At 37.7% G+C, this 23,839-nt stretch carries 20 protein-coding genes, 1 tRNA gene and 2 pseudogenes; 6 read left to right on the top strand and 17 right to left on the bottom strand.

The window, feature by feature from the left end:
* Window positions 1-144: pseudogene (locus ACFINC_RS08465) on the top strand (DNA adenine methylase); the annotation flags it as partial.
* Between the two features lie 101 nt (window positions 145-245).
* On the opposite strand, the gene ACFINC_RS08460 reads toward ACFINC_RS08465, so the two are convergent.
* From ACFINC_RS08460 to rpmH, 9 genes and pseudogenes are all read right to left on the bottom strand, one after another.
* Window positions 246-330 (bottom strand) — tRNA-Leu (locus ACFINC_RS08460).
* 110 nt (window positions 331-440) lie between these two features.
* Window positions 441-1,061, bottom strand: coding sequence for a 2,3-bisphosphoglycerate-dependent phosphoglycerate mutase (locus tag ACFINC_RS08455; protein WP_375616914.1), 621 nt, complete (start codon window positions 1,059-1,061; stop codon window positions 441-443).
* 28 nt (window positions 1,062-1,089) lie between these two features.
* On the bottom strand, window positions 1,090-1,902 hold the full coding sequence (dapB, locus tag ACFINC_RS08450) for a 4-hydroxy-tetrahydrodipicolinate reductase (protein WP_375616913.1): 813 nt from the start codon (window positions 1,900-1,902) through the stop codon (window positions 1,090-1,092).
* A gap of 1,113 nt (window positions 1,903-3,015) precedes the next feature.
* Window positions 3,016-3,196 (bottom strand): annotated as a pseudogene (locus ACFINC_RS08445) (integrase); the annotation flags it as partial.
* Window positions 3,197-3,759: 563 nt separating this feature from the next.
* On the bottom strand, window positions 3,760-4,452 hold the full coding sequence (locus ACFINC_RS08440; protein ID WP_375616912.1) for a glutathione S-transferase family protein: 693 nt from the start codon (window positions 4,450-4,452) through the stop codon (window positions 3,760-3,762).
* Between the two features lie 145 nt (window positions 4,453-4,597).
* A complete protein-coding gene (yihA, locus tag ACFINC_RS08435) occupies window positions 4,598-5,242 on the bottom strand; it encodes a ribosome biogenesis GTP-binding protein YihA/YsxC (protein WP_375616911.1) in 645 nt (214 codons plus the stop codon).
* Window positions 5,239-7,077: a membrane protein insertase YidC gene (yidC, locus tag ACFINC_RS08430; protein WP_375616910.1), complete on the bottom strand. Its 1,839-nt coding sequence runs from the start codon at window positions 7,075-7,077 to the stop codon at window positions 5,239-5,241. Before yidC ends, yihA begins: the two co-directional genes overlap by 4 nt.
* Window positions 7,067-7,453 (bottom strand): ribonuclease P protein component, encoded by a 387-nt coding sequence (gene rnpA, locus ACFINC_RS08425; RefSeq protein WP_375616909.1) that lies wholly within the window; start codon window positions 7,451-7,453, stop codon window positions 7,067-7,069. The genes yidC and rnpA overlap by 11 nt, the downstream gene beginning before the upstream one ends.
* A gap of 117 nt (window positions 7,454-7,570) precedes the next feature.
* Window positions 7,571-7,705: a 50S ribosomal protein L34 gene (gene rpmH / locus ACFINC_RS08420; RefSeq protein WP_005864709.1), complete on the bottom strand. Its 135-nt coding sequence runs from the start codon at window positions 7,703-7,705 to the stop codon at window positions 7,571-7,573.
* 492 nt (window positions 7,706-8,197) lie between these two features.
* Here rpmH and ACFINC_RS08415 point away from each other — a divergent pair, with 492 nt between their 5' ends.
* Window positions 8,198-9,262 carry a P-loop NTPase gene (locus ACFINC_RS08415; RefSeq protein WP_375616908.1) on the top strand — a complete coding sequence of 355 codons (1,065 nt, stop codon included), beginning with the start codon at window positions 8,198-8,200 and terminating at the stop codon, window positions 9,260-9,262.
* Window positions 9,263-9,764: 502 nt separating this feature from the next.
* Here the strand turns inward: ACFINC_RS08415 and ACFINC_RS08410 are convergent.
* The 7 genes from ACFINC_RS08410 to ACFINC_RS08380 form a co-directional block, all read right to left on the bottom strand.
* Window positions 9,765-10,556, bottom strand: a complete 792-nt coding sequence (locus tag ACFINC_RS08410) for a pyrroline-5-carboxylate reductase (protein ID WP_375616907.1) — start codon at window positions 10,554-10,556, stop codon at window positions 9,765-9,767.
* A gap of 55 nt (window positions 10,557-10,611) precedes the next feature.
* A complete protein-coding gene (locus ACFINC_RS08405; RefSeq protein ID WP_375607294.1) occupies window positions 10,612-10,857 on the bottom strand; it encodes a hypothetical protein in 246 nt (81 codons plus the stop codon).
* Between the two features lie 103 nt (window positions 10,858-10,960).
* Complete coding sequence (locus ACFINC_RS08400) at window positions 10,961-11,329, bottom strand: YraN family protein (protein WP_375607304.1); 369 nt, start codon at window positions 11,327-11,329, stop codon at window positions 10,961-10,963.
* 10 nt (window positions 11,330-11,339) lie between these two features.
* Complete coding sequence (gene rsmI, locus ACFINC_RS08395) at window positions 11,340-12,227, bottom strand: 16S rRNA (cytidine(1402)-2'-O)-methyltransferase (protein WP_375616906.1); 888 nt, start codon at window positions 12,225-12,227, stop codon at window positions 11,340-11,342.
* A gap of 2,097 nt (window positions 12,228-14,324) precedes the next feature.
* Entirely contained in the window at window positions 14,325-15,986 is a 1,662-nt protein-coding gene (locus ACFINC_RS08390; protein ID WP_375616905.1) for a 4Fe-4S dicluster domain-containing protein, read from the bottom strand.
* 3 nt (window positions 15,987-15,989) lie between these two features.
* Window positions 15,990-16,910, bottom strand: a complete 921-nt coding sequence (locus ACFINC_RS08385; RefSeq protein ID WP_375616904.1) for an electron transfer flavoprotein subunit alpha/FixB family protein — start codon at window positions 16,908-16,910, stop codon at window positions 15,990-15,992.
* A gap of 51 nt (window positions 16,911-16,961) precedes the next feature.
* Window positions 16,962-17,708 carry an electron transfer flavoprotein subunit beta/FixA family protein gene (locus ACFINC_RS08380; protein WP_375616903.1) on the bottom strand — a complete coding sequence of 249 codons (747 nt, stop codon included), beginning with the start codon at window positions 17,706-17,708 and terminating at the stop codon, window positions 16,962-16,964.
* 512 nt (window positions 17,709-18,220) lie between these two features.
* On the opposite strand from ACFINC_RS08380, the gene ACFINC_RS08375 reads away from it, so the two are divergent.
* The 3 genes from ACFINC_RS08375 to ACFINC_RS08365 all read left to right on the top strand — a co-directional run bounded on the left by ACFINC_RS08375 (window position 18,221) and on the right by ACFINC_RS08365 (window position 20,951).
* The gene (locus tag ACFINC_RS08375; protein ID WP_375616902.1) at window positions 18,221-19,036 is read left to right on the top strand and encodes a hypothetical protein; all 816 of its coding nucleotides are present in this window, start codon (window positions 18,221-18,223) and stop codon (window positions 19,034-19,036) included.
* A 182-nt stretch (window positions 19,037-19,218) separates the two neighbouring features.
* Entirely contained in the window at window positions 19,219-20,139 is a 921-nt protein-coding gene (locus ACFINC_RS08370) for a sulfite exporter TauE/SafE family protein (RefSeq protein WP_375607288.1), read from the top strand.
* A 2-nt stretch (window positions 20,140-20,141) separates the two neighbouring features.
* Window positions 20,142-20,951: a TIGR02186 family protein gene (locus ACFINC_RS08365; protein ID WP_375608511.1), complete on the top strand. Its 810-nt coding sequence runs from the start codon at window positions 20,142-20,144 to the stop codon at window positions 20,949-20,951.
* 22 nt (window positions 20,952-20,973) lie between these two features.
* Here ACFINC_RS08365 and ACFINC_RS08360 read toward each other — a convergent pair whose 3' ends face one another.
* On the bottom strand, window positions 20,974-21,258 hold the full coding sequence (locus ACFINC_RS08360) for a DUF6460 domain-containing protein (RefSeq protein WP_375616901.1): 285 nt from the start codon (window positions 21,256-21,258) through the stop codon (window positions 20,974-20,976).
* A gap of 1,086 nt (window positions 21,259-22,344) precedes the next feature.
* On the opposite strand from ACFINC_RS08360, the gene ACFINC_RS08355 reads away from it, so the two are divergent.
* A partial coding sequence (locus tag ACFINC_RS08355) for an ABC transporter substrate-binding protein (protein ID WP_375616900.1) occupies window positions 22,345-23,839 on the top strand: 1,495 nt, incomplete at its 3' end.

The following is a 23,839-nucleotide window of genomic DNA, read 5'->3' as shown; positions in this document are numbered from 1 at the left end:
GGGAAGTTTGTTTTGAGTCTGAATGATTGTGATGCGGTTCGAGAGATTTTTAAGGATTTTGATTTTTTAGAATTAGAAACCCTTTGGACCTCTGGTTTTGCTAAAAAACCACCCCGAAAAGAACTCTTGATTCGTAATAATTAGAGAGGCATGTTAAAAATCCTATTCCCTAACTTTTATTTACGCGTCCCTCACTGTAAAAAATATATGGAAAATCAATAAATTATTTTGGATAAAAAAGAACATGGTGCCCAAAAGAGGACTCGAACCTCCACGCCTTGCGGCACAGGTACCTGAAACCTGCGCGTCTACCAATTCCGCCATCTGGGCTTATAAAATTCATCTAAGCTTGTGAAGCAGTTCTGTCAATAAAATTATAGAATTTATTTTTTTATAAAATTACTGAATTTTTGTGTGGAGGATATCATGGTTTTGAAAGTTTAAGGTGTGATGATTGTCTTTGATGAAATAGTTGAATCGGGATTAAATGTGTAAATAATAGGAATACCGGTTGCTAATTCTTGAGATATAATTTCTTCGCCGTTTAGATCTTCAAGCGCCATCATAAGAGCACGAAGAGAGTTTCCATGCGCTGCGATCAAAACTGTTTGAGAGCGCAAAATATGAGGCTGGATATGGTAAAGATAATAAGGCCAAACGCGTGCAGCGGTGTCGCGGAGGCTTTCTCCATTCGGGGGTGCAATTGTATAGGAGCGGCGCCAGATCTGGACTTGTTTTTCTCCCCATTGTTGACGCACTGCATCTTTATTCAAACCTGCAAGATCACCATAGTTGCGTTCATTTAATGCAGGGGTCTTGATCAATTGCAAATCGGATTGACCCATTTGCTCTAAAATATGCCAAGCCGTTTTTTGTGCGCGCTGTAAGGCTGATGTATAAGCAATATCAAATTTTAAACCAGCTGCTTTAAGATTTTTTCCTGCTTCTATTGCTTCTGCGTGACCTTTTTCTGTCAAATCAGGATCTTTCCAACCGGTGAAAAGATTTTTGAGATTCCATTCACTTTGTCCATGACGGATGAGTACAAGTGTGCGTCTCATTATAATTTTCCTATGTTACATTGACCGTTTAAAATTCATCGTTCAATCCCAAAACATCGAGCATTGAATAAAGACCGTTTTCATGATTTTTTGCCCACAAAGCTGCTTTTAATGCGCCATTGGCAAAGATAGAGCGTTCTTGCGCTGTATGCGAAAGAATAATGCGCTCATGGGAACCGGCAAAAATGACACTGTGTTCGCCAACAACTGTTCCACCACGTGAACAGGAAAAGCCAATGGTACCTTTTTTGCGTTTACCAGTATGACCATTGCGTTCATTAACACGCACATTTTGAAGCATAACATTGCGACCCTCAGCGGCAGCTTGTCCAAGAAGAAGGGCTGTTCCAGAAGGGGCATCAACTTTGTTAGCGTGATGCATTTCATAAATTTCGATATCAAAATCATCGGTTTCTAACGTTTTAGCGGCTTTCTTTACAAGGTTGGCTAAAAGATTTATTCCAAGACTCATATTGCCAGATTTGACAATTGTTGTATATTTCGCAAAATTCGCAATTTTTTCTTCTTCTGTTTTGCTAAATCCTGTGGTGCCAATAATATGAACAAGACCTTTTTGAGCAGCATAGTGAGCATAAAGAATACTGGCTTGTGGTTGTGAAAAATCTAAAATACCTTCTGTGTCAGAAAAAGCCTTTTGGGGATCATCAGTGATGCGAATCCCAAGAGAATCTGAACCAATTAATGCACTCGCATCTTTTCCTACAAAAGGTGAATCTTTACGTACAAGAACAGCACAAAGCTCTACATCTTTCCTATGCTCGATTGCTGTAATGAGTTCACGCCCCATTCTCCCATTTGCACCAACAACTGTAAGGCGCATTTTTGTCTCCTTATGATACTTTGACTGCGTGTAGTATAGGCAAATTCTTACCTTCTTTCCAACGGTTCTTTTTGTTTATAGGAAAAAATTTTTCTACTTTAATTTATTTTTTTGTGCTGTAAAAACACGGCCGTGATATAAGATTTACAAATTTACATAGAGATATTTTTTGTTACAACGCGTGATGGATATTTCTAGGTAAGGCTTGCTTATAAAGCCCTAATGGAAATTACGCATTACTTTACGCTTTTGTATCTCGCGTTCTTTAATGGGGTCACGTCCCTCATGCAAACAAGATACCCTAAAATAAATATGCTTATGTTGTCACTTTATGCGCTTGCTTTAAAGAAATGTGTCTCAATGCTTCTAAACTCATTTTATGATAGTGCTTGTGAAGAGTATAATGAGAGAGCTTCCATGAATAATATAAAGTCTATTCTGCACTACGGTCTTTATGCTTCATAAAAGAGCAAATAAGCACTATCATGTACTTTGCTAGCCTTCAATGTAGCAACAGCTCTTGGCATTTGAAACAATTCATCGGCATTTTTATTTTTTCTTTAATATTTTTTCCATACGCCAATCCCATTTGCAACGCACAAGAAAAAGATTTTGATTGATGCAAATGTGAGGCGGGTAATGGGAAAAAAGTATTTAAGGTTCATGATTCAAGTTAAAAAAGCGATTATTTATATTGTAGACTAATCTGTTATCTATAAATAAAATCATATAAAAGGGGGAAAAAACAAGAGATCAATAAGAAGTCGAATTGTTTATACACGGGAGTTAATCGGATTCTTTGCCTTTTAAGGAAGTCAGTTAAAAAAATTGTTATGTTGTAAAGACGCATAGCGTTTTTTTTTTATCCTATTATGCCGTACAACACTGTTGTTTAGGGCGGTGATATAAGGTATGAAAAGCTTTACATATTAAGTGTTTTTTAGATATCGTGATCAGTGTTTAGGGGGAGGACTTGCCTGTAGAGCCTATGAAGTGAACCGCATGAGTGGTCAGCAGGTGGAACTTGCCCGTGAGAAGCTGGACTGTTGACAGTCCGGTGGCTGGTAGGAATCTCCGTTTTTTGAGGTGTGGGGAGGAGATCAATATAGAGCAAGAAACATCTCTCAACGCTCTCAAGCCCATTTTACGGTGATCGCCCGTGAATAGTATAACGGTAAATCCATTGAGCATTCCCATCTTTACGCTTATGAAATAACAAGCCGGCATCATCACACATTTTGCCAGCTTCCAATGTTGCGACAGATTTTGCATTAAGACGGTTCATAAGAGGCATTTTTAGTCCTTTCTTAATAGCTTTTTATCTACACGCTAACCCCGCTTGTAACGTGCAAGCGAATAGTTTTGATTGATTCAACATGGAACAGGTTTGGGATGAGAGAATCCTATGATATTCGGGATTCTCATTCAACATATAAGACAGAGAATTATGATTATAAATCAACGCTTTATAGAGTAAATAATAGGCATGCCATGCCATGCACTTTTTCATATATTGAGAAGAATAGAGAATAGCATGCCTAGGTATTGTTATGTTATTGATCACGCTTCCAATGGTGCTACAGCTCTTGTTTTTAACTAGAGTATTTAAAAATCCTTTTTTAAATACTTTTTCTCCTTGTGCTGTTTTTTTATGTAACACGACAAGAAAGTGATTTTTTTGATGCATTATAAGGAGTTTTGAAATGAGAAAATATCATGGTGGTGTCTTATTCTCTTTTCAAGTAAGACTATAAATCAATGTATTATTGCATTGTTTGTACACATGCATAAAAATTTATAAACCTAGAAGTATCCTTTAGATAAAATATCGCTTTTACTTTTGTTGGTGAAAGATAGTTAGAAATCAAGATCAGCATAGTGAGTACTTGCAACGATTCCGCGGACGCGATCTGTTAAAAGAGAACGAAAAGAAGGGCGTGATTTAATTCGCATATACCAGTCTTTGGCAGCAGGAGATTGTTCCCAGTCAATTTCTCCTAGAAAGTCAAGTACAGAAATAGAGGCTGCGGCTGCTAGGTCTGCATAGGACAAGGTAGAACCCACTAAGCTATCGCGAGAGGCACAAAGCCAATTGAGATAGTTCATATGGGGTAAAATATTGGCACGCGCATTGCGTAAAATTTGTGAATTAGGAGCACCACCGCCAATGGCAAGTGGCATTTCACGTTTATGGATTCGTTCTCGTACGATATGGCGTGTTGCTTCATTTTCGAATTTATTTAAGAACCAATCATTGAGACGGCGTACTTCCGCACGCTCTAAAGGATTTTCCGGAAAGAGCTTATTTTCTTGTCGTAAACTTCCATGTGTTTCGTCTAAATATTCGCAGATAACAAGGGGACCAGATAATGGAACTTCGTGTTCATCAAGAAAAACAGGAACATGACCAGCAGGATTGAGGGCTAGAAATTCGTGTCTTCTAGCCCATTCATATTCTTCAATCAGTTGCGTATTTAGACCATATTCCCCGAGAATGAGGCGTATGAAGCGTGAGGCAGTGGATAGGGGAGAGTGAAAAAGTGTCAGCATAATTTACACTATTAAATAGAGTTGATGGGAATTCTTTCAAGTAATGGCTTTTTATTTATAAAGATGCTTGACGAGAAGTACAAGATCATTAGCAGCAGCTAGCAATTATGATTAATAAATTATTAATAATAGGGAATGCATTCTTTTATGCGATGGTTTGCAAAATGGCAGCACGTAATTCTTCCAAACCGAGAGCTTTTTCTGAAGAGGTTACAAGAAGCTCAGGGTAAGCTGCTGGGCGCTTGAGAAGCTTTGTTTGTGTGATCATAATTAATTTTTCTAAGGCTTTTGATTTGATTTTATCGCTTTTTGTTAAAACAATTTGATAAGAAACAGCGGCTTTATCAAGAAGAGCAAGAACCTCTTCATCATTATTTTTAATTCCGTGGCGTGAATCAATCAGGATATACACACGTTTTAGCGTTGTGCGTCCCCGTAAATAGCTAAAAATCAAATTTGTCCACGCATCAACCAGATTTTTAGGAGCAGCAGCGAAGCCATAGCCCGGCATATCTACTAATGCTAGAGGGGGAAGATTTCCTAGCTGCCCACTGAAGCCATCGGGTACAAAATAATTAAGCTCTTGAGTCCGTCCTGGTGTGTTTGAGGTACGTGCTAAGCTTTTTTGTTGGACGAGCGCGTTTATTAAAGATGACTTTCCAACATTTGAACGTCCTGCAAATGCAATTTCTGGTGGTCCTTCAGGGGGAAGAAAGTGTATTGCTGGTACACCACGAATAAAAATCCAATTGCGAGAAAAAATTCCAGAAAGGGAAGAATCTCTTGTCATTCATGCACTTCTTTTTTGGGTGATTTTCTCCACATGGATTTCAGATTATCAAAAAGTTCAATTTTGACGCCTTGGCGTGTCATCATGATACTTTGCTGAATTATTGATAGTATATTGTTCCATGCCCAATAGATGACAAGACCAACAGGAAAAGAGGCGAGCATAAAAGTAAAGATGACAGGCATCCATGTGAAGATTATCGCTTGAGTTTGGTCTTGAGGAGCGGGATTCATACGCATTTGTAAAAACATCGTTATTCCCATAATCAAAGGCCATGCACCAATCATAAGAAATGTTGGCGTTGTGTATGGCAAGAGACCAAACAAGTTAAAAAGAGATGTTGGATCAGGTGCCGCTAAATCTTGAATCCAGCCAAAGAAAGGTGCATGGCGCATTTCAATGGTGATATAGAGAACTTTATAAAGAGCAAAGAATATTGGAAATTGAACTAACATCGGCCAACAACCGGCAAGGGGATTAATTTTTTCAGTTTTATACAGATCTATTATTGCCTGTTGCTGTTTGGTTCGGTCATCAGGATATTTTTCTTTTATTTCTAGCAACCGCGGTTGTATAAGTTTCATACGCGCCATAGATTTATAAGATTTATTGGCTAGAGGGAAAAGAAGTGTTTTTAAGAGCACTGTGACAAGAAGGATGGCGATACCAAAATTTCCTGTTTGCTTATAAAGAATATCAATGAGGGCAAACATTGGTTTGGTGATGAAATCAAACCAGCCCCAATCAATTAAAAGCGCAAATTTTTTGATTTTTAGGCTATTTTGATAGTTATTAATGATTTCAACTTGTTTTGCTCCAGCAAAAAGACGATTTGTAACAGTTTTTGTTTCATTTGGAGCAATCGTTAAAAGCGTTCCTAGCAAGTCAGATTGATAATGCGTCTGCAAACGATCAAAATAAATAAAGCGGCTTGTATATTCTTTATCTTGTGGGGGAATAACCGCAACCGCCCAATATTTATCGGTAATACCAATCCAACCTCCTGTTACTTTGGAGAAGGTCATGCTCTTTTGCCCATTATCAGGATTTGGATCAAGTTCTGCTAAGGTTTTATATTTTTCAGTTTTGAGCGAATCTCCCGCAATTCCTATCATCCCCTCATGCAGCAAATAGGTTGCATTTGTATTTGTTGGTGGCGCTGCACGTGCGACGCGGGCGTAGGACGAGAGATATATTGGTTGATCGCTTTCATTGCTGATCGAATCCTCAATAGTAAACATGTAATGATCATCAACAGAAAGGGTGCGGCGGAAGATTTGTCCCTGCCCATTGTTATAAATTAAAGTGATGGGTGTTGAAGGGGTCAGGGTTGTGTTGTTTCCTTCTATTTGCCATTGTGTATCAGATTGTGGCAAAGCCTTTGCTGGCAAAGATGGGCTGGTAAAACCAAACTCAGCAAGATAGGTTGTTTTGAAGCCTTTAGGATTCAGCAAATCGATTTCCGGTGATTTTTTATCAACTGTTAAACGATATTTTTTGAGGTGAAGATCATCAAATTGTGCACCAACAAGATTAATAGAGCCTTCAAGTTCATTGGTTTTGATCGCAATACGCTCTGTTTTGGCCAATACAGCTTTTCGAATTTCAGGAGTCATTGGTTGATCAATGATCGATGTTGCTTCGTGTGTTGAGGTATCGTTAGAAAAGTTCGTCGTGTCAGTGGAAAGTGCTGATTGTTGTTTTGATAATTGCTGTGTGATAGCTTGTTGTTTTTGTAACTTTGCTTGTTTGGGAGCAACATGAAGAAATTGCCATGCTACAAGTACTACGAAAGATAAGCCAATAGCGATGAAGAAATTGCGGTTATATTCCATTCGTACACCCTTGTTGTCGTTGCTGATGTTTTATTTTTGGTTTTATTCGATGATTTAATTCACTAATCAAAGATGTAAAAGGGGCATGCAATGCATCACGATATGCGACAATGACATAGTCCGTTCCTGCTTCCATCTGGTCTACACCAACTCTTACAGCTTCACGCAAACGCCTTTTGATACGATTACGTTTAACAGCATTACCATTTTTCCGGGTAACAGTGAAGCCTACACGCGCAACAAGAGAAGATTTTTCTGTTGTTTGCTCACGAGATTTAACTTCGAGTAAAAATAAAGGACCACGTCGTTTTTCTCCTGTACGAACAGCCAAAAAATCTGCTCTTTTGCGAATACGGCAGGGATGTTTTTTCTTCATAAAAGAACATTTCGCAATTTCATTGAATACCTGCTTGTAGGCATTAAAAGTTCATAACAAAAGTTTCACAACGAGGACATGATGAGCAATACTCAACAGTTGTGAAAATTTAGATGGTTAAGCAGAAAGCCGCTTACGTCCACGAGCACGTCTTGCAGCAATAACTTTACGTCCCCCAGCTGTTGCCATGCGTGCACGAAACCCATGGCGGCGTTTACGGACAAGTTTAGAGGGTTGGTAAGTACGTTTCATTTATTTAAATACCGCGGAGTGCGGCCCTTCTTATCTTAGTTTCATGAGTAGTTATGCGCTCGATGAAAAAATTTATCCTATCATACGGCTGTTAACCCATAAGGAAAAATATAAAAAAAGTCAATCTTAGATTGTTTTTCTCTCTCTTGAAAAAATACAAAACACCTTATAATTATTTGTGATATTTTAAAATGATTGGGTGTACAGAAAATAAATGACCAAGGCCTTAAGGAATTAAGTAAAGTGTGATTGATTGTTGTATAATCAATTTGAAATATACTTTAATCTTAAGGGGGACCGTTTGGGTTTTTACAAAATTCTTATCAAAACATTTATTAAAGTGCTTGATTTTCGTATTTTAAAAGAGAAAAGGTATAAGCAATTTATACTTTATAATTCTGAGTAGAGTAGAAAACTATTAGGTGGTAAAACGGTTAATGTTTTTCGTTCTTATGCTTGTATTTGCTGGTATTTTTATAGAGAGGAAAGAACGTGGCTCCTATCACAAGTGAGGTTGTCCGCAATGTCTTACATAAAATCAAAGGACCGGATCTTGAAAGCGATATTGTATCGTTAGGGCTTATTTCAGAAATATTGATTGCTGATGGCAAGGTTTTCTTTTCCATTACAGTTCCTGATGGACGTGTGCAAGAGTGGGAATCATTGCGCCGTTCTGCTGAAAAGGTGGTGTGTGCTTTGGAAGGCGTGGAATCTGTTTTTATCACACTTACAGCTGAAAAAACAACAAAGCTATCTGCTTCTAGACGGAGAGCCAATCTGCTCCCTGTAAAAATGCCCATAGAAGGTGTGCGGCATGTGATTGCTGTTGCTTCTGGAAAAGGAGGGGTTGGAAAATCTACGATGGCGATAAATATCGCCCTAGCTTTACAGGATTCTGGTTTCAAAACGGGGATGATGGATGCAGATATCTATGGACCCTCTTTACCACGTTTGACAGGACTTATTAATCAAAAACCACAGCTCATTGGAGAAAAAAAGATTCAACCTCTTGAAAAATTCGGACTGAAATTGATGTCGATGGGATTTTTGGTGGAGGAAGAAAAGCCGGTGGTATGGCGTGGTCCTATGGTTATGGCAGCTGTAACGCAATTGTTACGAGATGTTGTATGGGGGCCTTTGGATGTTTTAGTCGTTGATATGCCGCCAGGTACAGGGGATGCACAATTAACGCTTGCGCAACAGGTACAATTAACGGGTGCGTTGGTTGTTTCTACACCTCAGGATCTTGCTTTAGTTGATGCGCGTAAAGCGATAGAAATGTTCATGAAAGTCAATGTTCCTATTTTAGGACTCATTGAGAATATGAGTTGTTTTATCGCTCCTGATACGGGAAAACGCTACGATATTTTTGGCTATGGTGGTGCACGGGCCGAAGCAGAACGTCGAGAGGTCCCTTTCTTAGCAGAAATACCGCTTGATCCAGCTTTACGATTGTCTTCAGATGAGGGCGTCCCTATTTTTGTTGCTAAGCCTAGTGAAGAGCTTGCTAAACTGTATCGTACAATTGTTGATCAAATAAAAAATAAACTTTTTTGAATATATGTTTATTTTTGAATATATGTTTATTTAAAAGAATTTGCAAAATGCAATCACGAAAGACAGAAAAATAGTTGCTTTTTTGTAAGGAAAAAAGAGGGAACCTTAATGCTTGAGTGGAGTACTAGAGGTGAAACAAACAAAAAATGAGCCATGCACTTGGGTAATCTGAAGGAGAACTCAATCGGAGCGGCTGGAGCAGTGAGGTGAAAAAATATTGGCATTGGTGCGAAAAGAAGAAGATAGAAAATAAAAATAATTTAGGGAAATGGTAAAAGGTTGTAAAAAATATTTAACAATCACTTTTTTGCGATAAAAACATCTTGAAGATTAATCGGAAAATTTATCCCTATCTACTTAAATTAAAGGGATGGGTATTTAAAAAGCCCATTTATCTTGCTCTTGAAATATGTATAGCAGGTAATGTTATCAATCCATATTCAAGAAAAACTCAATGAAAATATCAATAACTTTCTCTTATTGAGAGGATAAAAAATGCTAGTCAAGCCTTTTTAGAAGCATTTATTTTTTGAAAAGTAGCTTCAATAGCTGTTGTTAAAGCACTTCTTCCCCCTTGATGAGAAAAACAATTTGACAAAAATTCATTTGTTCCCCCCTTTGTTGAAAACTCTTTTTCAAGTAGTGCAAAATCGAGAGATGTAGAACAATCCGTTGCTATAATTTTACGCATTTCATCTGTAAGATTGCCAAACATCATGGTAAGAAATTCTGCTGATTGCTGTTGTTTTAACCCCTGTGTTATAAACCATTGATGGGCTGTTTCTATAAAATTAAAATATATGCCCATAAGTGAACCAGCAGTCATAAAAAGATTAAACTGCTCTTCCTTATCCAGTACCAATGTACCCCCCAATGCATCAAATAGAGCGCGTAAAAAGGGATGATCGGGATAAATTGGTGTCAAATTTTTACACTCTGCGACAAAAGGTAAAGGAACAGCACGATAAACTTTATGGTTGATCCATTCTTCTACTTCTGCTGCTTTTGCCATAGCAAGTACGGAAATAACCAGCTGTTCTGGACGAAAGCGAAGAGAACGCAAAACGTTTTCTGCAATTTGGTTAGGCAAGCAAAGAAAAACGTAATCACTCACATCGAGCAACGCTTGGTTATTTTCAGCAATCATAACCTTATCATATGTGCGTGAAAGATGCTCTGCTGTTTGTGCATTGCGAGGTGAAACAATAATGGAAGAAACGTCAAAGGTGCTTGTCATGAGGCCATTGACCATTGAAGCACTGATTGTGCCCGTTCCCAAAAAGCCAAGTTTCATTTCTTTTCCTCAGTTTTATATTTTAAAAGGAATCTCAATTAACAGTTTATGTGTTTTAACTAACATAGATGCTAATTGAGGAAGCAACACATAAAATAGCAAGAATAATCAAGCCCAAATAGACTTTTGGTTTGTCAAATAGAACGGCAAAAGCAGAAAACCAACCAACAATAGCTGCGGCTAATGCAAATAAAAAACCTGGTTTATTCATAAGAACAATATGCATTGCCATTAAACCACCAATAATTAGCGCTCCAAAAACAATGAGCAAACCTGTTGCAAACTTTTCATAATCATCCATATTTCGCTCCTTATAACGCTCAAATTGTTACACACTTTTTAACGCATATGCATATAAAAACGAAACGTTTTTTATTGGGTATGGTTAAAATTGGCGCCTCCTCTTATTTATTAGATGTAAAAAATGCGGGGATATGCTGTGGCCAACGCCAAGGTAAAACTGCAATCAAGTCAAAACGTACAGACAAAAAGGCATAATCCTTTTGCCGTGCTAGCCAAATATCGGCCGCTGCCTCAATTCGCTTTTCATTTATTCGAGAAACTGCTTCCATTGCTTCGGCTAATGTTGAACGTGCTTTGACTTCAACGATTAAAACCAAATTTCCACGTCGTGCAATTAAATCAATTTCACCACATTTTGTTTTAAAACGCATTTCGGCAATGTGAAACCCTTTGCAACGTAACCACCATGCTGCCAATTTTTCTGCACGAACTCCTCGATAAAAAGACTTTTGTCTCTGTTTTTTTTGTATAGTCTTAATTTTATGCATTTTTTAAAAAATTTAACCGCTGAAAAAGTTCCTGCTTTTTAAAACCAGTCTTTTTTGCAACCAAAGCTGCTGCCTGAGCAGCAGAATGTGTCCGCGAGAGTTCTAATAACATTTCATCAACTTCTTGATCACTCATTATGTTTAAAGAAGATGATGATTCTCCAACAAGTACAACAATTTCTCCACGAATATGTGATTGTTTTTTATAAGATTCCAACAAATTCCCCAAATTGGAAGCATCCACTGTTTCAAACTTTTTTGTTAATTCACGACAAATTGCGGCAGGTCGATCAGCCGAAAAAAGCGTGACCATATCCTGTAAAGTTTCAACAAGACGATGCGGTGATTCATAAAAAATCAAAGTCGCTGGAATCTCTTTTAATTGTTCCAATCGTTTTTGACGCTGTCGCTTGCGTGCACTCAAAAAACCTGCAAAGAAAAAGCTATCCGTAGGAAGCCCTGTCGGTATAAGAGCGGCTAAAAGAGCTGATGCTCCAGGGATCGGAATAATTTTATGACCAGCTTTACGTGCCTTTTCTACCAATCGAAATCCGGGATCAGAAATAAGTGGCGTTCCCGCATCGGAAACAAGCGCTACCGTTTTGTTTTCTGCCAAAGCGGCTAAGAGTTTCGGACCCGCTTTTTGCGCATTATGTTCATGATAGAGAAAAGTTTTTTTCTGAATACCATAACGTTGCAACAAAACACGTGTTACCCGCGTATCTTCACACGCTAAAATATCAATTCCTGCAAGCACTTGCAAAGCACGAAGCGTAATATCTGCAAGATTTCCGATAGGCGTTGCTACAAGATAAAGCCCTGGTTCTATAACGGGGGCAGAATAAGCATGCGCACCTATAAAATATGCTCTTTCACACATGCTCTTTTCTTTTCATCAAATTCCTCTCACCACAAGCTTTTTATTCATACTCATAAGCTTTATAAGCCATTTTTGTTCATTTTTTACCAGTACATTTTTTTACAAAGGCTTACCTTGCTCGAATAATTGATACTTCCGCAATACAATAGCTTTACCTTCATATTCACTAACATTATCATCTGTGTTGGTCAGCATGATCTTTTTCAAAAAAAACAGACTCCAGATGTCCCCAATATCCTATCAGCTCTACAATTTTCTATAAAGTTTTTCCTTCGAGAACCACAACAATTTTACCCGTGCCTATATTTCACGCTTGGTTGTGCTCTTTTACAAGCTAAACTTTTTCAATTATTCCCATAACGCCCATCTTTCAAATACTCCATTGATATTCAAACTGTTCTTCTGAGTAAACGTCAGCAGATCCTTTTAAAACACAAACAACTCGCTATATCGTTATTGATCAAATATAAGCCCTTCTTAGCAAAATATTTCATTTTGTCCTATTCTCTTCCCCCTTAACAGATATAAAGAATATCTTAAAAACTTTTAAGATTTATTTTTATCTTAATTATTTGATTTATAATGGATAATTTATTATTTTTTGCCTATAGAGTAGGCGCCTTAAATATCGTAAAATTATCTCATTTTAACGCCTTTTATCATCAATGAATCAAAATCATTTATGTGCATCACAAGGAGGATTTGTGTGTCGTTAAAGACGAGTAAAAAAGGAGTAAAATGCCTTTTTGAGCTCTCTTAAAGCAAAGGCTATCGCAACATTGGAGTTAGCAAAGAAAGTGATGCTGCCGGTTTATACTTTTTATTACGTTATGGAACTATTCATTGAAGAGAATACGTAATATTTTTCTCAAGATTTTTCGCTAAAGAATTTTTCGATATGTATTGAGAGCTATCTTTTAAAAATAAACCCATAAATGGACAACACAAGTTTGTTTTAAACTTGGGCGTTTTATTTTTTTGAAGGATATGCTCCCATAAAAATGCAAGTCATAAAAGAAAGGACAATACGTAATCTCTCTTTTTTAAACGATAGTGTGATGTTTTTGAAAGTCTAAAATCGCATGACAAAGATGATGATAAAGATGGAAACGGATTTCTTCCTTTTAGACTTCATATTTTACTCAATGAAGCTGGCTTTTCGTTTCAGGAATTACTCAAATAGAATATGCAATATTTTTGTTCAGAATACAAAAGCTGTAATGACTCGCTTTTATTTACCGTTATCTTTCTTTCATATATGCTTCTTGTGTTCAATTTGGATGTTGATTTACAAGCTACAGCGAAAGTACAAGCTTTATAAAGAAAATACGCTATAAAACGCGTAATAGAATGGTCATGAATTGGAAAGACATTTGGGCTTTGTCAGATATTATTTCCAATAATGATAGCACTTATGGCTTTTTATTCTTATGGTGTTTTTACACATTCTTTGCATTACATCTTTAAAGGTTAGATGCAAGACAATGTATAGACTCCCCTTGATTTGAGCGTAAAAAGTTGATGTGATACTCAGGTTTTGGGATGTCTTTATCAGTAGAAACATATTGCGAGTGATTAAATAAGCATGCTCTGTGTTATGCAATATTTTATTTTTTCTACATTCATCCGTGGTCTTCTTTAGTGAAATTGCTTGGCAAAGGATAGGAGATAAAACAAACTCGAAGCATATCTTAAATGGTTTTGTTCTTGGCTTTTTGAAACGGTTGAGTTTTCTTATGAGGGGGATAAAAGCGTTTCTGGTCATGGAGGGGGGAGAGCAAAGTAGAGCCATAGATTTGCCTTTGTACAGACTGTTGAAAGCAGTGTCTGTGTTTTTATAGCAGAATAGTCAAGATATCTTCATTCTTGTTTTGTTATTAAGATAAAAATTTTTTATAAAAGTATGTTATGTTTTTTATTGAAAAAAGTCATACGGTGGGGAGAGTCTTTTATATTGAGAATAGAGTCCATTTTACACTGTGAAAGAACGTATATAGGAAGATGATTGATAGATTTATGATCTGAGGAAATATTTTTATTCAATGTGTTTTGTAGATTTCAATTTTAGCAAAAAGAACAATAATTATATAGCAGGGGTTACATATTGGGATAGAAGGGGCCTTCATTGCCTTGCGGACAGGTCCAAGTGATATTTTGGTTCGGGTCTTTGAGGTCGCACGTTTTACAATGTATGCAATTTGCAGCGTTGATAACATAAGTCAGATGATCATTATGTTCTAGCCATTCGTAGACAGCGGCGGGGCAATAGTTTGTGGAAGGTCCTCCGTAGATTGCATATTCAGAGTCCTTTTGTTTTTTTAATGAGGCTATTTTTAAATGGCAAGGTTGATTTTCTTCATGGTGTGTATTGGAAAGGGCAACACTTGAAAGGCGATCAAAGGTTACAACACCATCTGGTTTTGGGTAAGCAATGGGTTGAAATTTTTCTGCTGGTTCAAGGCATGCATAATCTTCCTTTCCATGGGGGAGTGTTTTAAATAAGGAAAATCCGAACAGTTGTTGCCACCACATATCAAAACCAGCAAGTTTAATTCCATATTTTGTTCCATATTTTGCCCAGAGCGGTTTGGCATTTCGCACTTTATAAAGGTCTTTACCAATGAGCCCTTTTCGCCACTGCTCTTCGATTTCTTTAACCTCATCATGGGCACGTCCTTGTGCAAGAGCGTTAGCAATTTTATCGGCAGCTAATATGCCAGATAAGATGGCATTATGTGATCCTTTGATACGCGGAACATTGACAAATCCAGCAGAGCAGCCAATAAGTGCTCCACCAGGAAAGGTGAGTTTTGGTACAGATTGCCAACCTCCCTCACTGATAACACGTGCACCATAGGAAAGACGTTTTGCACCTTTGAAGATTTCATAGAGTTTTGGATGTGTTTTAAAACGTTGAAATTCTTCAAAGGGAGAAAGATAAGGATTTTTGTAATCTAAGTGCACAACAAAACCAACAGAAATGATATTGTTTTCTTGGTGATAAATAAAGCCACCACCCCCAGTATTATTGTCTAAGGGCCAACCGGCGAAATGTTGCACTAAACCGCGTTGGTGTTTGTGGGGATCAATTTCCCAGAGCTCTTTGAGACCAAGACCAAATTTTTGTGGATCACGGTTTTTGCTAAGATTAAAATGTTGTATCAGTTGTTTTGCAATTGAGCCGCGTGCTCCTTCCGCAATTAAAGTATATTTTGCCAATAAAGCCATACCAGGCATATAATTGTTCCCAGGGGTTCCATCTTTGTTAAGCCCCATATCACCGGTGAGAACACCAATGATCGCTCTGTTATCGTTTTGGATGATCTGTGTTACCGCAAAACCAGGATAGATTTCAACACCCAACGCTTCAGCTTTTTTGCTTAACCAGCGGCAAACGTTTCCAAGCGAAACGATATAACACCCGTCATTTGATAAGATTTTGGGATGCAGAATATTGGGAAATATTGTAGCCTTTTGAGGCTTTAGAAAAAAAAACTGGTCACGGGTAACAGGGGTTGTGAAGGGATGATCATTGTCATTTCGCCATTCTGGTAAGAGTGTATCGATACCAATGGGGTCAATAACTGCGCCAGAGAGAATATGGGCTCCAACTTCGGTACTTTTTTCAACAATTGTGATAGAAAGCTCAGGGTTAATTTGTTTCAAACGAATTGCGGCAGAAAGACCTGCAGGTCCTGCTCCGACAATGACGATGTCAAATTCCATACTTTCACGCTGGTCATGCAGAGGTGCTTTCATGGTTTATAAAGCTTTCTCCAATTCTGGAATAATTTGATGGAGGTCACCTACAAGAGCATAATCGGCAATTTGCATGATGGGAGCTTCTTCATCGTTATTAATGGCAACAATAATTTGTGCATCCATTATACCGGCTAAATGCTGGATTGCACCGGAAATGCCGACGGCGATATAGAGTTCAGGGGCAACGACCTTTCCTGTTTGTCCAATTTGCCAATCATTGGGTGCATAGCCTGCGTCCACTGCTGCGCGGCTGGCACCCAAAGCGGCATTTAATTTGTTTGCGAGAGGAAGAAGAAGTGCCATAAATTTCTCTTGAGAACCAAGACCACGTCCGCCTGATATAATAACACGAGCTGAGGTGAGATCAGGACGATCACTTTTGTTGGTTTCTGCTTTTACGAAAGAAGAAAGATTTGGATTGGGGGCTGGGGTTATTGTTTTAATGGGAGCAGAATTATTTTTGGAAGGCGTTGGTGTGAAAGAAGCGGTGCGAACTGTTATAATCTTTTTATGATCATTGGTGCGTACAGTTTCAAGTGCATTGCCCGCATAAATGGGTCGTTTGAAGGTATCGGGTGAAAGAATGGCGATAATATCTGAAATTTGCATAAGATCAAGAAGGGCTGCTACGCGTGGCATCACATTTTTTCCCGTGCTGCTGGATGCTGCCATGATCACATCATAATCATTTGCTAACTTGATGATTGTGTCTGCTATAGGTTCGGCGAGTTGATGGGCTAAATAGTCTGCTTTTGCAATAAGAACTTGACGCACACCATCAAGTTTAGCACTGTTTTCCGCTATCGTTTCAATTTTTTCTCCACAAACCAAAATATCGATATCATTACTGAGTGCACGCGCAGCCGTGAGAGCTTTTGCGGTTTCTTCTGTATTATGATCAGCCAATAAAAGAATTGCCATAAGTTTTTACCCTTTTATGTAAGTGTTGCTTTTACTCTAGTGGTGAGAATATTAAATGCAGTTCTTTTGTTTTAGCGCACTGACAAGCTCTCCTACATTAGCTACTTTAATACCGGATTGACGGGGTTTGGGTTCTTCAACGCTTAAAATTGTTAAGCGTGCTTTCGTATCGATGCCAAGATCAGTCAGCGCTTTTTGTTCAATGGTTTTCTTTTTTGCTTTCATGATATTAGGGAGAGAGGTGTAGCGCGGTTCATTGAGCCGTAGATCGGCGGTCATAACCATGGGAAGGGGAAGAGAAAGGGTTTGTGTTCCATTATCAACTTCACGAATAACTGTAGCATGCCCATTTTCTATGTTAAGATGTGAGGCAAAAGTTGCCTGTCCCCAACCAAGAAGAGCGGCGAGCATTTGTCCTGTTTGGTTGCTATCGTCATCAATCGCTTGTTTTCCTAAAAAGACCATATCAGGTTTTTCTTCATCAACAATGGCTTTGAGAACCTTAGCAATTGCTAAGGGTTCAAGGGTTTGATCCGTTGTGATAAGAAGTGCACGATCAGCCCCCATGGCAAGTCCTGTTCGTAGAGTTTCTTGGGCTGCTTCTGGTCCGATTGAAACAAGAATAACTTCTGAAACTTTACCGGATTCTTTCTGGCGAATTGCTTCCTCTACGGCTATCTCATCAAAAGGATTCATAGACATTTTTACGTGAGACAGATCAACGCCTGTGCTATCGGGTTTGACACGTATTTTGATGTTATAATCAACAACACGTTTGACAGCGACAATTATTTTCATGATGATCCTCTTTGTTGTATGATTACAAGTTTATAGCAATACTCATAAGAAACAAAATTGTTTAGAATGCAGTCTTATTTATAACTTGTGTTTTCATCATATAAGCTTTTTTTACGTTTACTTGTACTTTCTTGTTGTCATTTTCAATCTTCATATCTTTTGCATTGCCATAATTGCCTTATTTGCTTGAATAAAAAGTAAAAAAATCACTCTGTCTTATGAGAATATTTTTTTCATTTTATATGCTCTGTTTATGATGGCGCATTAGGGGCTTTAGGCAATGAAAAAATTAAGTGAAAAAAATAAAAATGGGAGAATGATTTTGCTCTTCAAATCTTGAGGACAAAAAAACAGAGATTTTTCTTTCAAATATTTTAAATAAAGATTGGGGGAAAATATTTCTAACAAAAAAGTTTTTGGGCGTTCTTAAAGCTCTATTTACTAAAATAGAGCACACTTTATTCATCATTTGTGCGATTCTTTTCAAAAAGGTTAATGAGGGGTAAGCGTTTGTGAATACGAAGGGTCATACGATCGACCAGCCGATCAATCAGGTTAGGAATGATAAATTCTCTTCTTTTATTGAACAGAAGGAGAGAACGGATGCGCCTATGGATGTAACGATGTCGGATATTGCTCAAAAATTACGCACTGTTCATGCACAAATGCAAATGAAGCATTCTCCCTGTTCTTTGGTAGAGCAGGGGGTTTTAGAAGAGCATTTTAAATCTTACTTAGATGATATTAGTCGGGCCATTTTGGCTGAATATTATATCCGTCGTCAAAGGGAAAAAAAGCTTTTTGAATCTTTAGAGCAGATTAAAACAATTGTTCAAAGTTTACAGAGTGAAAAAAAGAGCTTAGAAGAAGCGGTACTAACACAACGTGGACCTCGTTCAAAATTTCCTGATTCTGTTGTACAGAAACTTGCTCATATGGAATATGAGGGAAATAAAGAACGCTTATCACTTCAAAAGGTTCAAAATTTTTCGAGACAAAACGGTATAATTCCACTCCAAACAAATGTTGAAAATGCGGTGCAGAAAGAAAATAAAAGCCCTTTGCCAAATGATGCTATGAAGCCTTCTTTTAAAAAGGTTGAGGGAGCCGTAGAGCGTGCTTCGATAGAAAAAAAGGATATGGGTATTCAGGCACCTAATCGTGGCATTGAGAATGATTTTTCTTCTTTAAAGGCGCAGTCTCAAGAGAGCGTTTCGTTTTTATCTCATTTGGTAAAAAAAACTGTTCTTTGTTTTTTAACCGTTGCATTTATGGTAGTGATAACGTTATGTCTTTACAGCGTTTTAAAAGGAGCGCGTTTTTTTTAGTTTTTATGATGTTGATGTTAATAGATGTGAAATGTATTGCGCATTCGTGGATTATGCGAAAGTTGTATAGTAATTAAAATTATCCTTTTAAACACGCAACAGAGATTATTGGAAAAGAGGATAATTGGAGAAAGATTCTCTCAATTGTTAAAAAGCCTCAGATTATCTTGAAGGTTCTGTAAGTGAGTATTTATTTACCAATTGCTGAAATGTCTCTCAATATGCTGATTTTGATTGGTATGGGAGTCGTTGCTGGTTTTTTTTCTGGTCTTTTTGGAATTGGGGGCGGTTTTCTTATCACTCCTTTATTGATTTTTTATAATATCCCTCCTGCTATTGCTGTTGGAACAGGTGCAAATCAGATGATTGCGTCATCTGTAACAGGGGCGATTACCCATTTTAGAAGACGTACGCTCGATATCAAACTTGGTATTCTTTTGGCGATTGGAGGAGGGGGGGGATCTTTAATCGGGATTCAGATTTTTTCTGTTTTGAAAAAATTAGGTCAATTAGACTTAATGATTTCTCTTCTTTATGTGATTCTTCTTGGAAGTGTAGGAAGCTTGATGATTGTTGAAAGTTGGTATGATATGATGCGCAAGCGTAAGGCAGGAAAAGCCAATATTCGTCTTGCTGGTCGACATAACTGGATTCATCGCTTACCGTTAAAAATGCGTTTTCGGACATCTATGATCTATGTCAGCATTATTCCAGTTTTAGGGATTGGTCTCATTGTAGGGTTGTTGTCTTCTATTATGGGAATTGGTGGGGGGTTCTTTATGGTACCAGCATTGATTTACCTTCTGCGTGTTCCAACCAATGTGGTGATTGGAACTTCACTTTTTCAGATCACATTTGTGTCTTCTTTCACGACAGTTTTACAAAGTATGACTCATCAGTCCGTTGATATTGTCCTGGCTTTTTTATTAATGCTGGGAGGAAGTATTGGTGCGCAATATGGAACACGGGCTGGACGGAAGTTAAAGGCGGAACAATTGCGTATGGCACTTGCGTTTTTGGTGTTGATTGTGTGTATGCGTCTTGCTTTTCAATTATTTATACGCCCCGATAATCTTTTCTCTCTGGATATTCTTATGAGATAAAAATGGGTAGATTATTTTCTTTATGCATCATTACAAGTTGCTTTTGTTTTGTTTCTTTTTCTACATGGTCACATGTTGGTACGACAGCGACATTCGTTGATCAAGTTGATCACGAAACTGTTCAAATTATCGTAACAACAAATACGATTACTGTGGATGCAAATTTTGCTGGTCGTGATCTTTATATTGCTGGTGTTTTGGAAAATATTGATCCGTTATATGCTCGACAAAACCGTTATGATGTTGTTGTGAGCTTGGAGGGACAAGATCGGACAATGGTGATGCGAGAAAAAAAACGTAATGCCGGTGTTTGGGTTAATACAGATTCTCTTATTTTTAAAAAGGTTCCTCTTTTTTACTCTATGGTCACAACACGTGAAATTGACGATATTACGAGTGTTGAAGATTATAAACGCTTGGGGTTAGGATTACTTTATTTGCCATTGCAGACGGATGAAAAAGATCAGAAAAAAATACAGATCTTTCGCGATGAACTTATAAAACTGCAAAAAGCCAAAAGCCTTTATTATGAGGAAGTAGGGGGTGTTCGTTTTGGTTCTGACACGCTTTTTACTGCACATTTTCGTTTACCAACCAATATTCCTGTTGGACATTATAAGGTTCGTGCTTATCTTTTTCGTGATGGTCAGTTTATTGATAGTACAACAACGACTCTTGAAATTGTTAAAGCACATATCGCTTATACAATTTTTTACGCAGCACATAAGTATCGTTTCTTATATGCTATTGTTGCGGTGATCATTGCTGTTACCACAGGATTTTTATGTCGTTTGATTTTTCGAAAAGACTAGCGCAAGGAAAATGTTGAGGCTTTTATTTTTTATGAAAAATGCGTAAGATAAGAAAGATAGGCACAACAACAATCGCTCCCGTCATGGTGATATGAAAGAAGTTTGTGAGCGTTATAAATCCTGTTGCCCATAGAGACTGAAAAAAATCTATAATTTTCTGTATGAGACTTTTGGGTGTCCATCCCAAAAAATTCATTATGATGCCAATAAAAAATGAAAGGATGAGCAATTTTAAACCAACATGGTGGCTTAATGTGCCTCCAAGAAAAGCACGAAAAGAATCTGACAATTTTTTCTTTCGGTTCATTTTAATATACTTTCGAATATCTTGTTTTTTATTGTATCATCATAGTACAGTGATGTCATTGTCATAAAGGAGAAAGATCTTTTATTTTTTCTTACTTTTTTGGAGTGCATCACTTTAGTATTGGTGTAATATCAGTGCTTTAAAATATACGCGCGTTCTCTTGCCTTTTTTGCGATATTTTCATGGCGCTTTTTTCATTAAATGAAGAGATATCCTTTCGTTTCTGAGAATTTGTAGGGGAGTTTTATAGCGTTTCGATATTTCGTATTAGGGTGAGAGTTCTAGTCTATTGAAGATTTTATAACAGATTTATTATTGTTGTGTATAGAAATAATATTTCAAGGCATTTTACTTAAAAAAAGACTATCTATTCTGATAAGGGTGTGCTTATATAGGTATTATATTTAGGTATTTCAACCTTAGTGCATTGAAAAGATATTTTTTGTTGAAAAATGTAAGCAATGAATTGAGTGTTGTTAAAGGAGCAAAGGTATTTAAAATACGATGTGGAAAAAAGTTTTGTTATGTGCGGGTGCTGTAAAAGAATATCAGGGGGTGGTGCCCATGCTCCTTTTATTGAGAAATAAAATATAATTTAAAAGCTGTTATTTGCCAGAAAATTATGGATAAATTCAAAATTCCTCTTATAGGGGGAGGAGGTTATGTCGGTTGATGGGTGAATTTTCCTGTTTTGTTAAAATATCAAATTGTTATTAGAGCTCTTTGTTATTAAGGCGCTTGAGCTAACAAGGAAGAGTCTTTTTATAGCATAAAAGGCGAAAAGAAAGAAGAAACAAGCTTGCCCGACAAGAAAGAGAAAATAGTGGTTTTATAATCTTCAATCGTCAGCGTTATGACATCATGAATAGGCTCTGTTATGGGTGAGCGTTCATTCTAATGTCTGAGTGTTTGCCGTTGCATGTTTTGGTTTGGCTTATGAGTGTGGGCAGGGAAGTGGTTGGTAAGGGGTGGTGTTTGAAAGTTTGAATACTTTGTTTGAGGCGCTTATGGATCATTTAGCCTTATTATTAGGCATGTACTTGTTGTGTGGGAAATTTATGGAATAAACTTTAAAAGGAAAAGTCTATGAACTTGAAGAAAAAAATATTAAAGAATAGCAGCTCTCTTGTTTCTGCTTTTATAGCACTGGGGATGGTTGCACAACAGGTTTCAGCAAAAACTCCCGCAGATACCCTTGTGATGGCTTGGAATATTGATGCAATTAGTACATTTGATCCCGCACAACTTAGTGATGTTTATGGAAGTGAAATTATTCACAATGTTTGTGATAACTTGATCGATACCGCAACGGATGATCCTGCTAAAATGGTTCCGGCATTAGCAACACATTGGGATGTTTCAGGGGATGATCACAGTACGGTGATTACTTTTCATTTGCGTGATGGTTTGAAGTTTAATGATGGGCGATCAGCCAATGCCAATGATCTTCTTTGGAGTATGAAGCGGATTGTTAAATTAAAGATGACCAATGCGGCAATTTTTAATGAATATGGCATTACAGAGAAAAATGTTGATGATGCTTTAAAAGCCCCTGATGAAAAAACAGTGGTGATGAAATTTGATAAGCCTTATCCAGCAGAGCTTATCCTTAATAATATTGTTGCAAGTCGGGCAACAGCTTTGCTTGATCGTAAGACAATTATGAAGCACGAAAAAGATAGCGATCTGGGAAATCAGTATTTGAAGAATCATGCTGCTTGTGTTGGTCCTTATCAGTTGAACAGTTGGCGCCCTGGAGAAGCTCTTTTGTTGCGTGCGAGTTCTCACTATTGGGGACAAGCCCCGAAACTAAAGCAGATTCTCATTCGCCATGTTGCAGAGCCTGGAACACAACGTTTATTGTTGCAAAAGCACGATATTGATGTTGCTCGTGATTTGACCCCTGAAGATCTTGCTGATCTGCAAAAAATAACAGATGTTAAAATCGAGAAAGTGTTAGAGCCATCCATGATGTATTGGGGATTTAACATGACAAATCCTATTTTTGCTAAGGAAAAAGTACGTTTAGCGATGCGTTATCTTATTGACTATGAAGGTCTTGGCAAGAAACTTCTCAAAGGTGTTGGTATTCCACGGGCAAGTTTTATTCCTCTTGGTAACTTTGGAGCTCTGGATGAAAAGGAAGGGCAACCCTTTAGATTTGATATTGCAAAAGCCAAGCAGCTTTTAGCAGAGGCCGGTTATCCGAATGGATTTGAGGCAAATTTTCTTGTATCAAATGTTCCTTCTAGGCTGTTAGTTGCTCAGTCACTTCAAGATAGTGCCGCAAAGGCGGGGGTGCGTCTTAAAATTGAACGGATGGCCGGTTCACAGTTGTTTTCTAAACTTTATGCACGGGCTTTTGATACGATTTTTGTCGGCTGGAATAATGATTCTGCGGACCCTCATACCATGGCTTCACGTCTTGTTTATAATCCGGATAATCGGTTTGAGGCAAAAAATACCGCCTATCCTAGTTGGCAATATGGGTATTTGGATGAAACGATGAATCAAAAAGTTGAAGAGGCATTGTTTCAAAAAGATCCGCAAAAACGGGCGCAACTTTATGCTGATTTACAAC

The sequence above is a fragment of the Bartonella sp. AP58NXGY genome, from assembly GCF_042195785.1.
Classification (GTDB): Bacteria; Pseudomonadota; Alphaproteobacteria; order Rhizobiales; family Rhizobiaceae; genus Bartonella.
Note: the sequence above shows the minus strand (reverse complement) of the source record. Positions and strands in the feature narration are given on the sequence as shown.

Excerpts from the sequence above, each read along its gene's own strand:
- ACFINC_RS08455 (WP_375616914.1), bottom strand. The coding sequence starts at position 1,061 with ATGAGACGCACACTTGTACTCATCCGTCATGGACAAAGTGAATGGAAT.
- dapB (WP_375616913.1), bottom strand. The coding sequence starts at position 1,902 with ATGCGCCTTACAGTTGTTGGTGCAAATGGGAGAATGGGGCGTGAACTC.
- ACFINC_RS08440 (WP_375616912.1), bottom strand. The coding sequence starts at position 4,452 with ATGCTGACACTTTTTCACTCTCCCCTATCCACTGCCTCACGCTTCATA.
- yihA (WP_375616911.1), bottom strand. The coding sequence starts at position 5,242 with ATGACAAGAGATTCTTCCCTTTCTGGAATTTTTTCTCGCAATTGGATT.
- yidC (WP_375616910.1), bottom strand. The coding sequence starts at position 7,077 with ATGGAATATAACCGCAATTTCTTCATCGCTATTGGCTTATCTTTCGTA.
- rnpA (WP_375616909.1), bottom strand. The coding sequence starts at position 7,453 with ATGAAGAAAAAACATCCCTGCCGTATTCGCAAAAGAGCAGATTTTTTG.
- rpmH (WP_005864709.1), bottom strand. The coding sequence starts at position 7,705 with ATGAAACGTACTTACCAACCCTCTAAACTTGTCCGTAAACGCCGCCAT.
- ACFINC_RS08410 (WP_375616907.1), bottom strand. The coding sequence starts at position 10,556 with ATGAAACTTGGCTTTTTGGGAACGGGCACAATCAGTGCTTCAATGGTC.
- ACFINC_RS08405 (WP_375607294.1), bottom strand. The coding sequence starts at position 10,857 with ATGGATGATTATGAAAAGTTTGCAACAGGTTTGCTCATTGTTTTTGGA.
- rsmI (WP_375616906.1), bottom strand. The coding sequence starts at position 12,227 with ATGTGTGAAAGAGCATATTTTATAGGTGCGCATGCTTATTCTGCCCCC.
- ACFINC_RS08390 (WP_375616905.1), bottom strand. The coding sequence starts at position 15,986 with ATGAAAGCACCTCTGCATGACCAGCGTGAAAGTATGGAATTTGACATC.
- ACFINC_RS08385 (WP_375616904.1), bottom strand. The coding sequence starts at position 16,910 with ATGGCAATTCTTTTATTGGCTGATCATAATACAGAAGAAACCGCAAAA.
- ACFINC_RS08380 (WP_375616903.1), bottom strand. The coding sequence starts at position 17,708 with ATGAAAATAATTGTCGCTGTCAAACGTGTTGTTGATTATAACATCAAA.
- ACFINC_RS08365 (WP_375608511.1), top strand. The coding sequence starts at position 20,142 with ATGGGTAGATTATTTTCTTTATGCATCATTACAAGTTGCTTTTGTTTT.
- ACFINC_RS08360 (WP_375616901.1), bottom strand. The coding sequence starts at position 21,258 with ATGAACCGAAAGAAAAAATTGTCAGATTCTTTTCGTGCTTTTCTTGGA.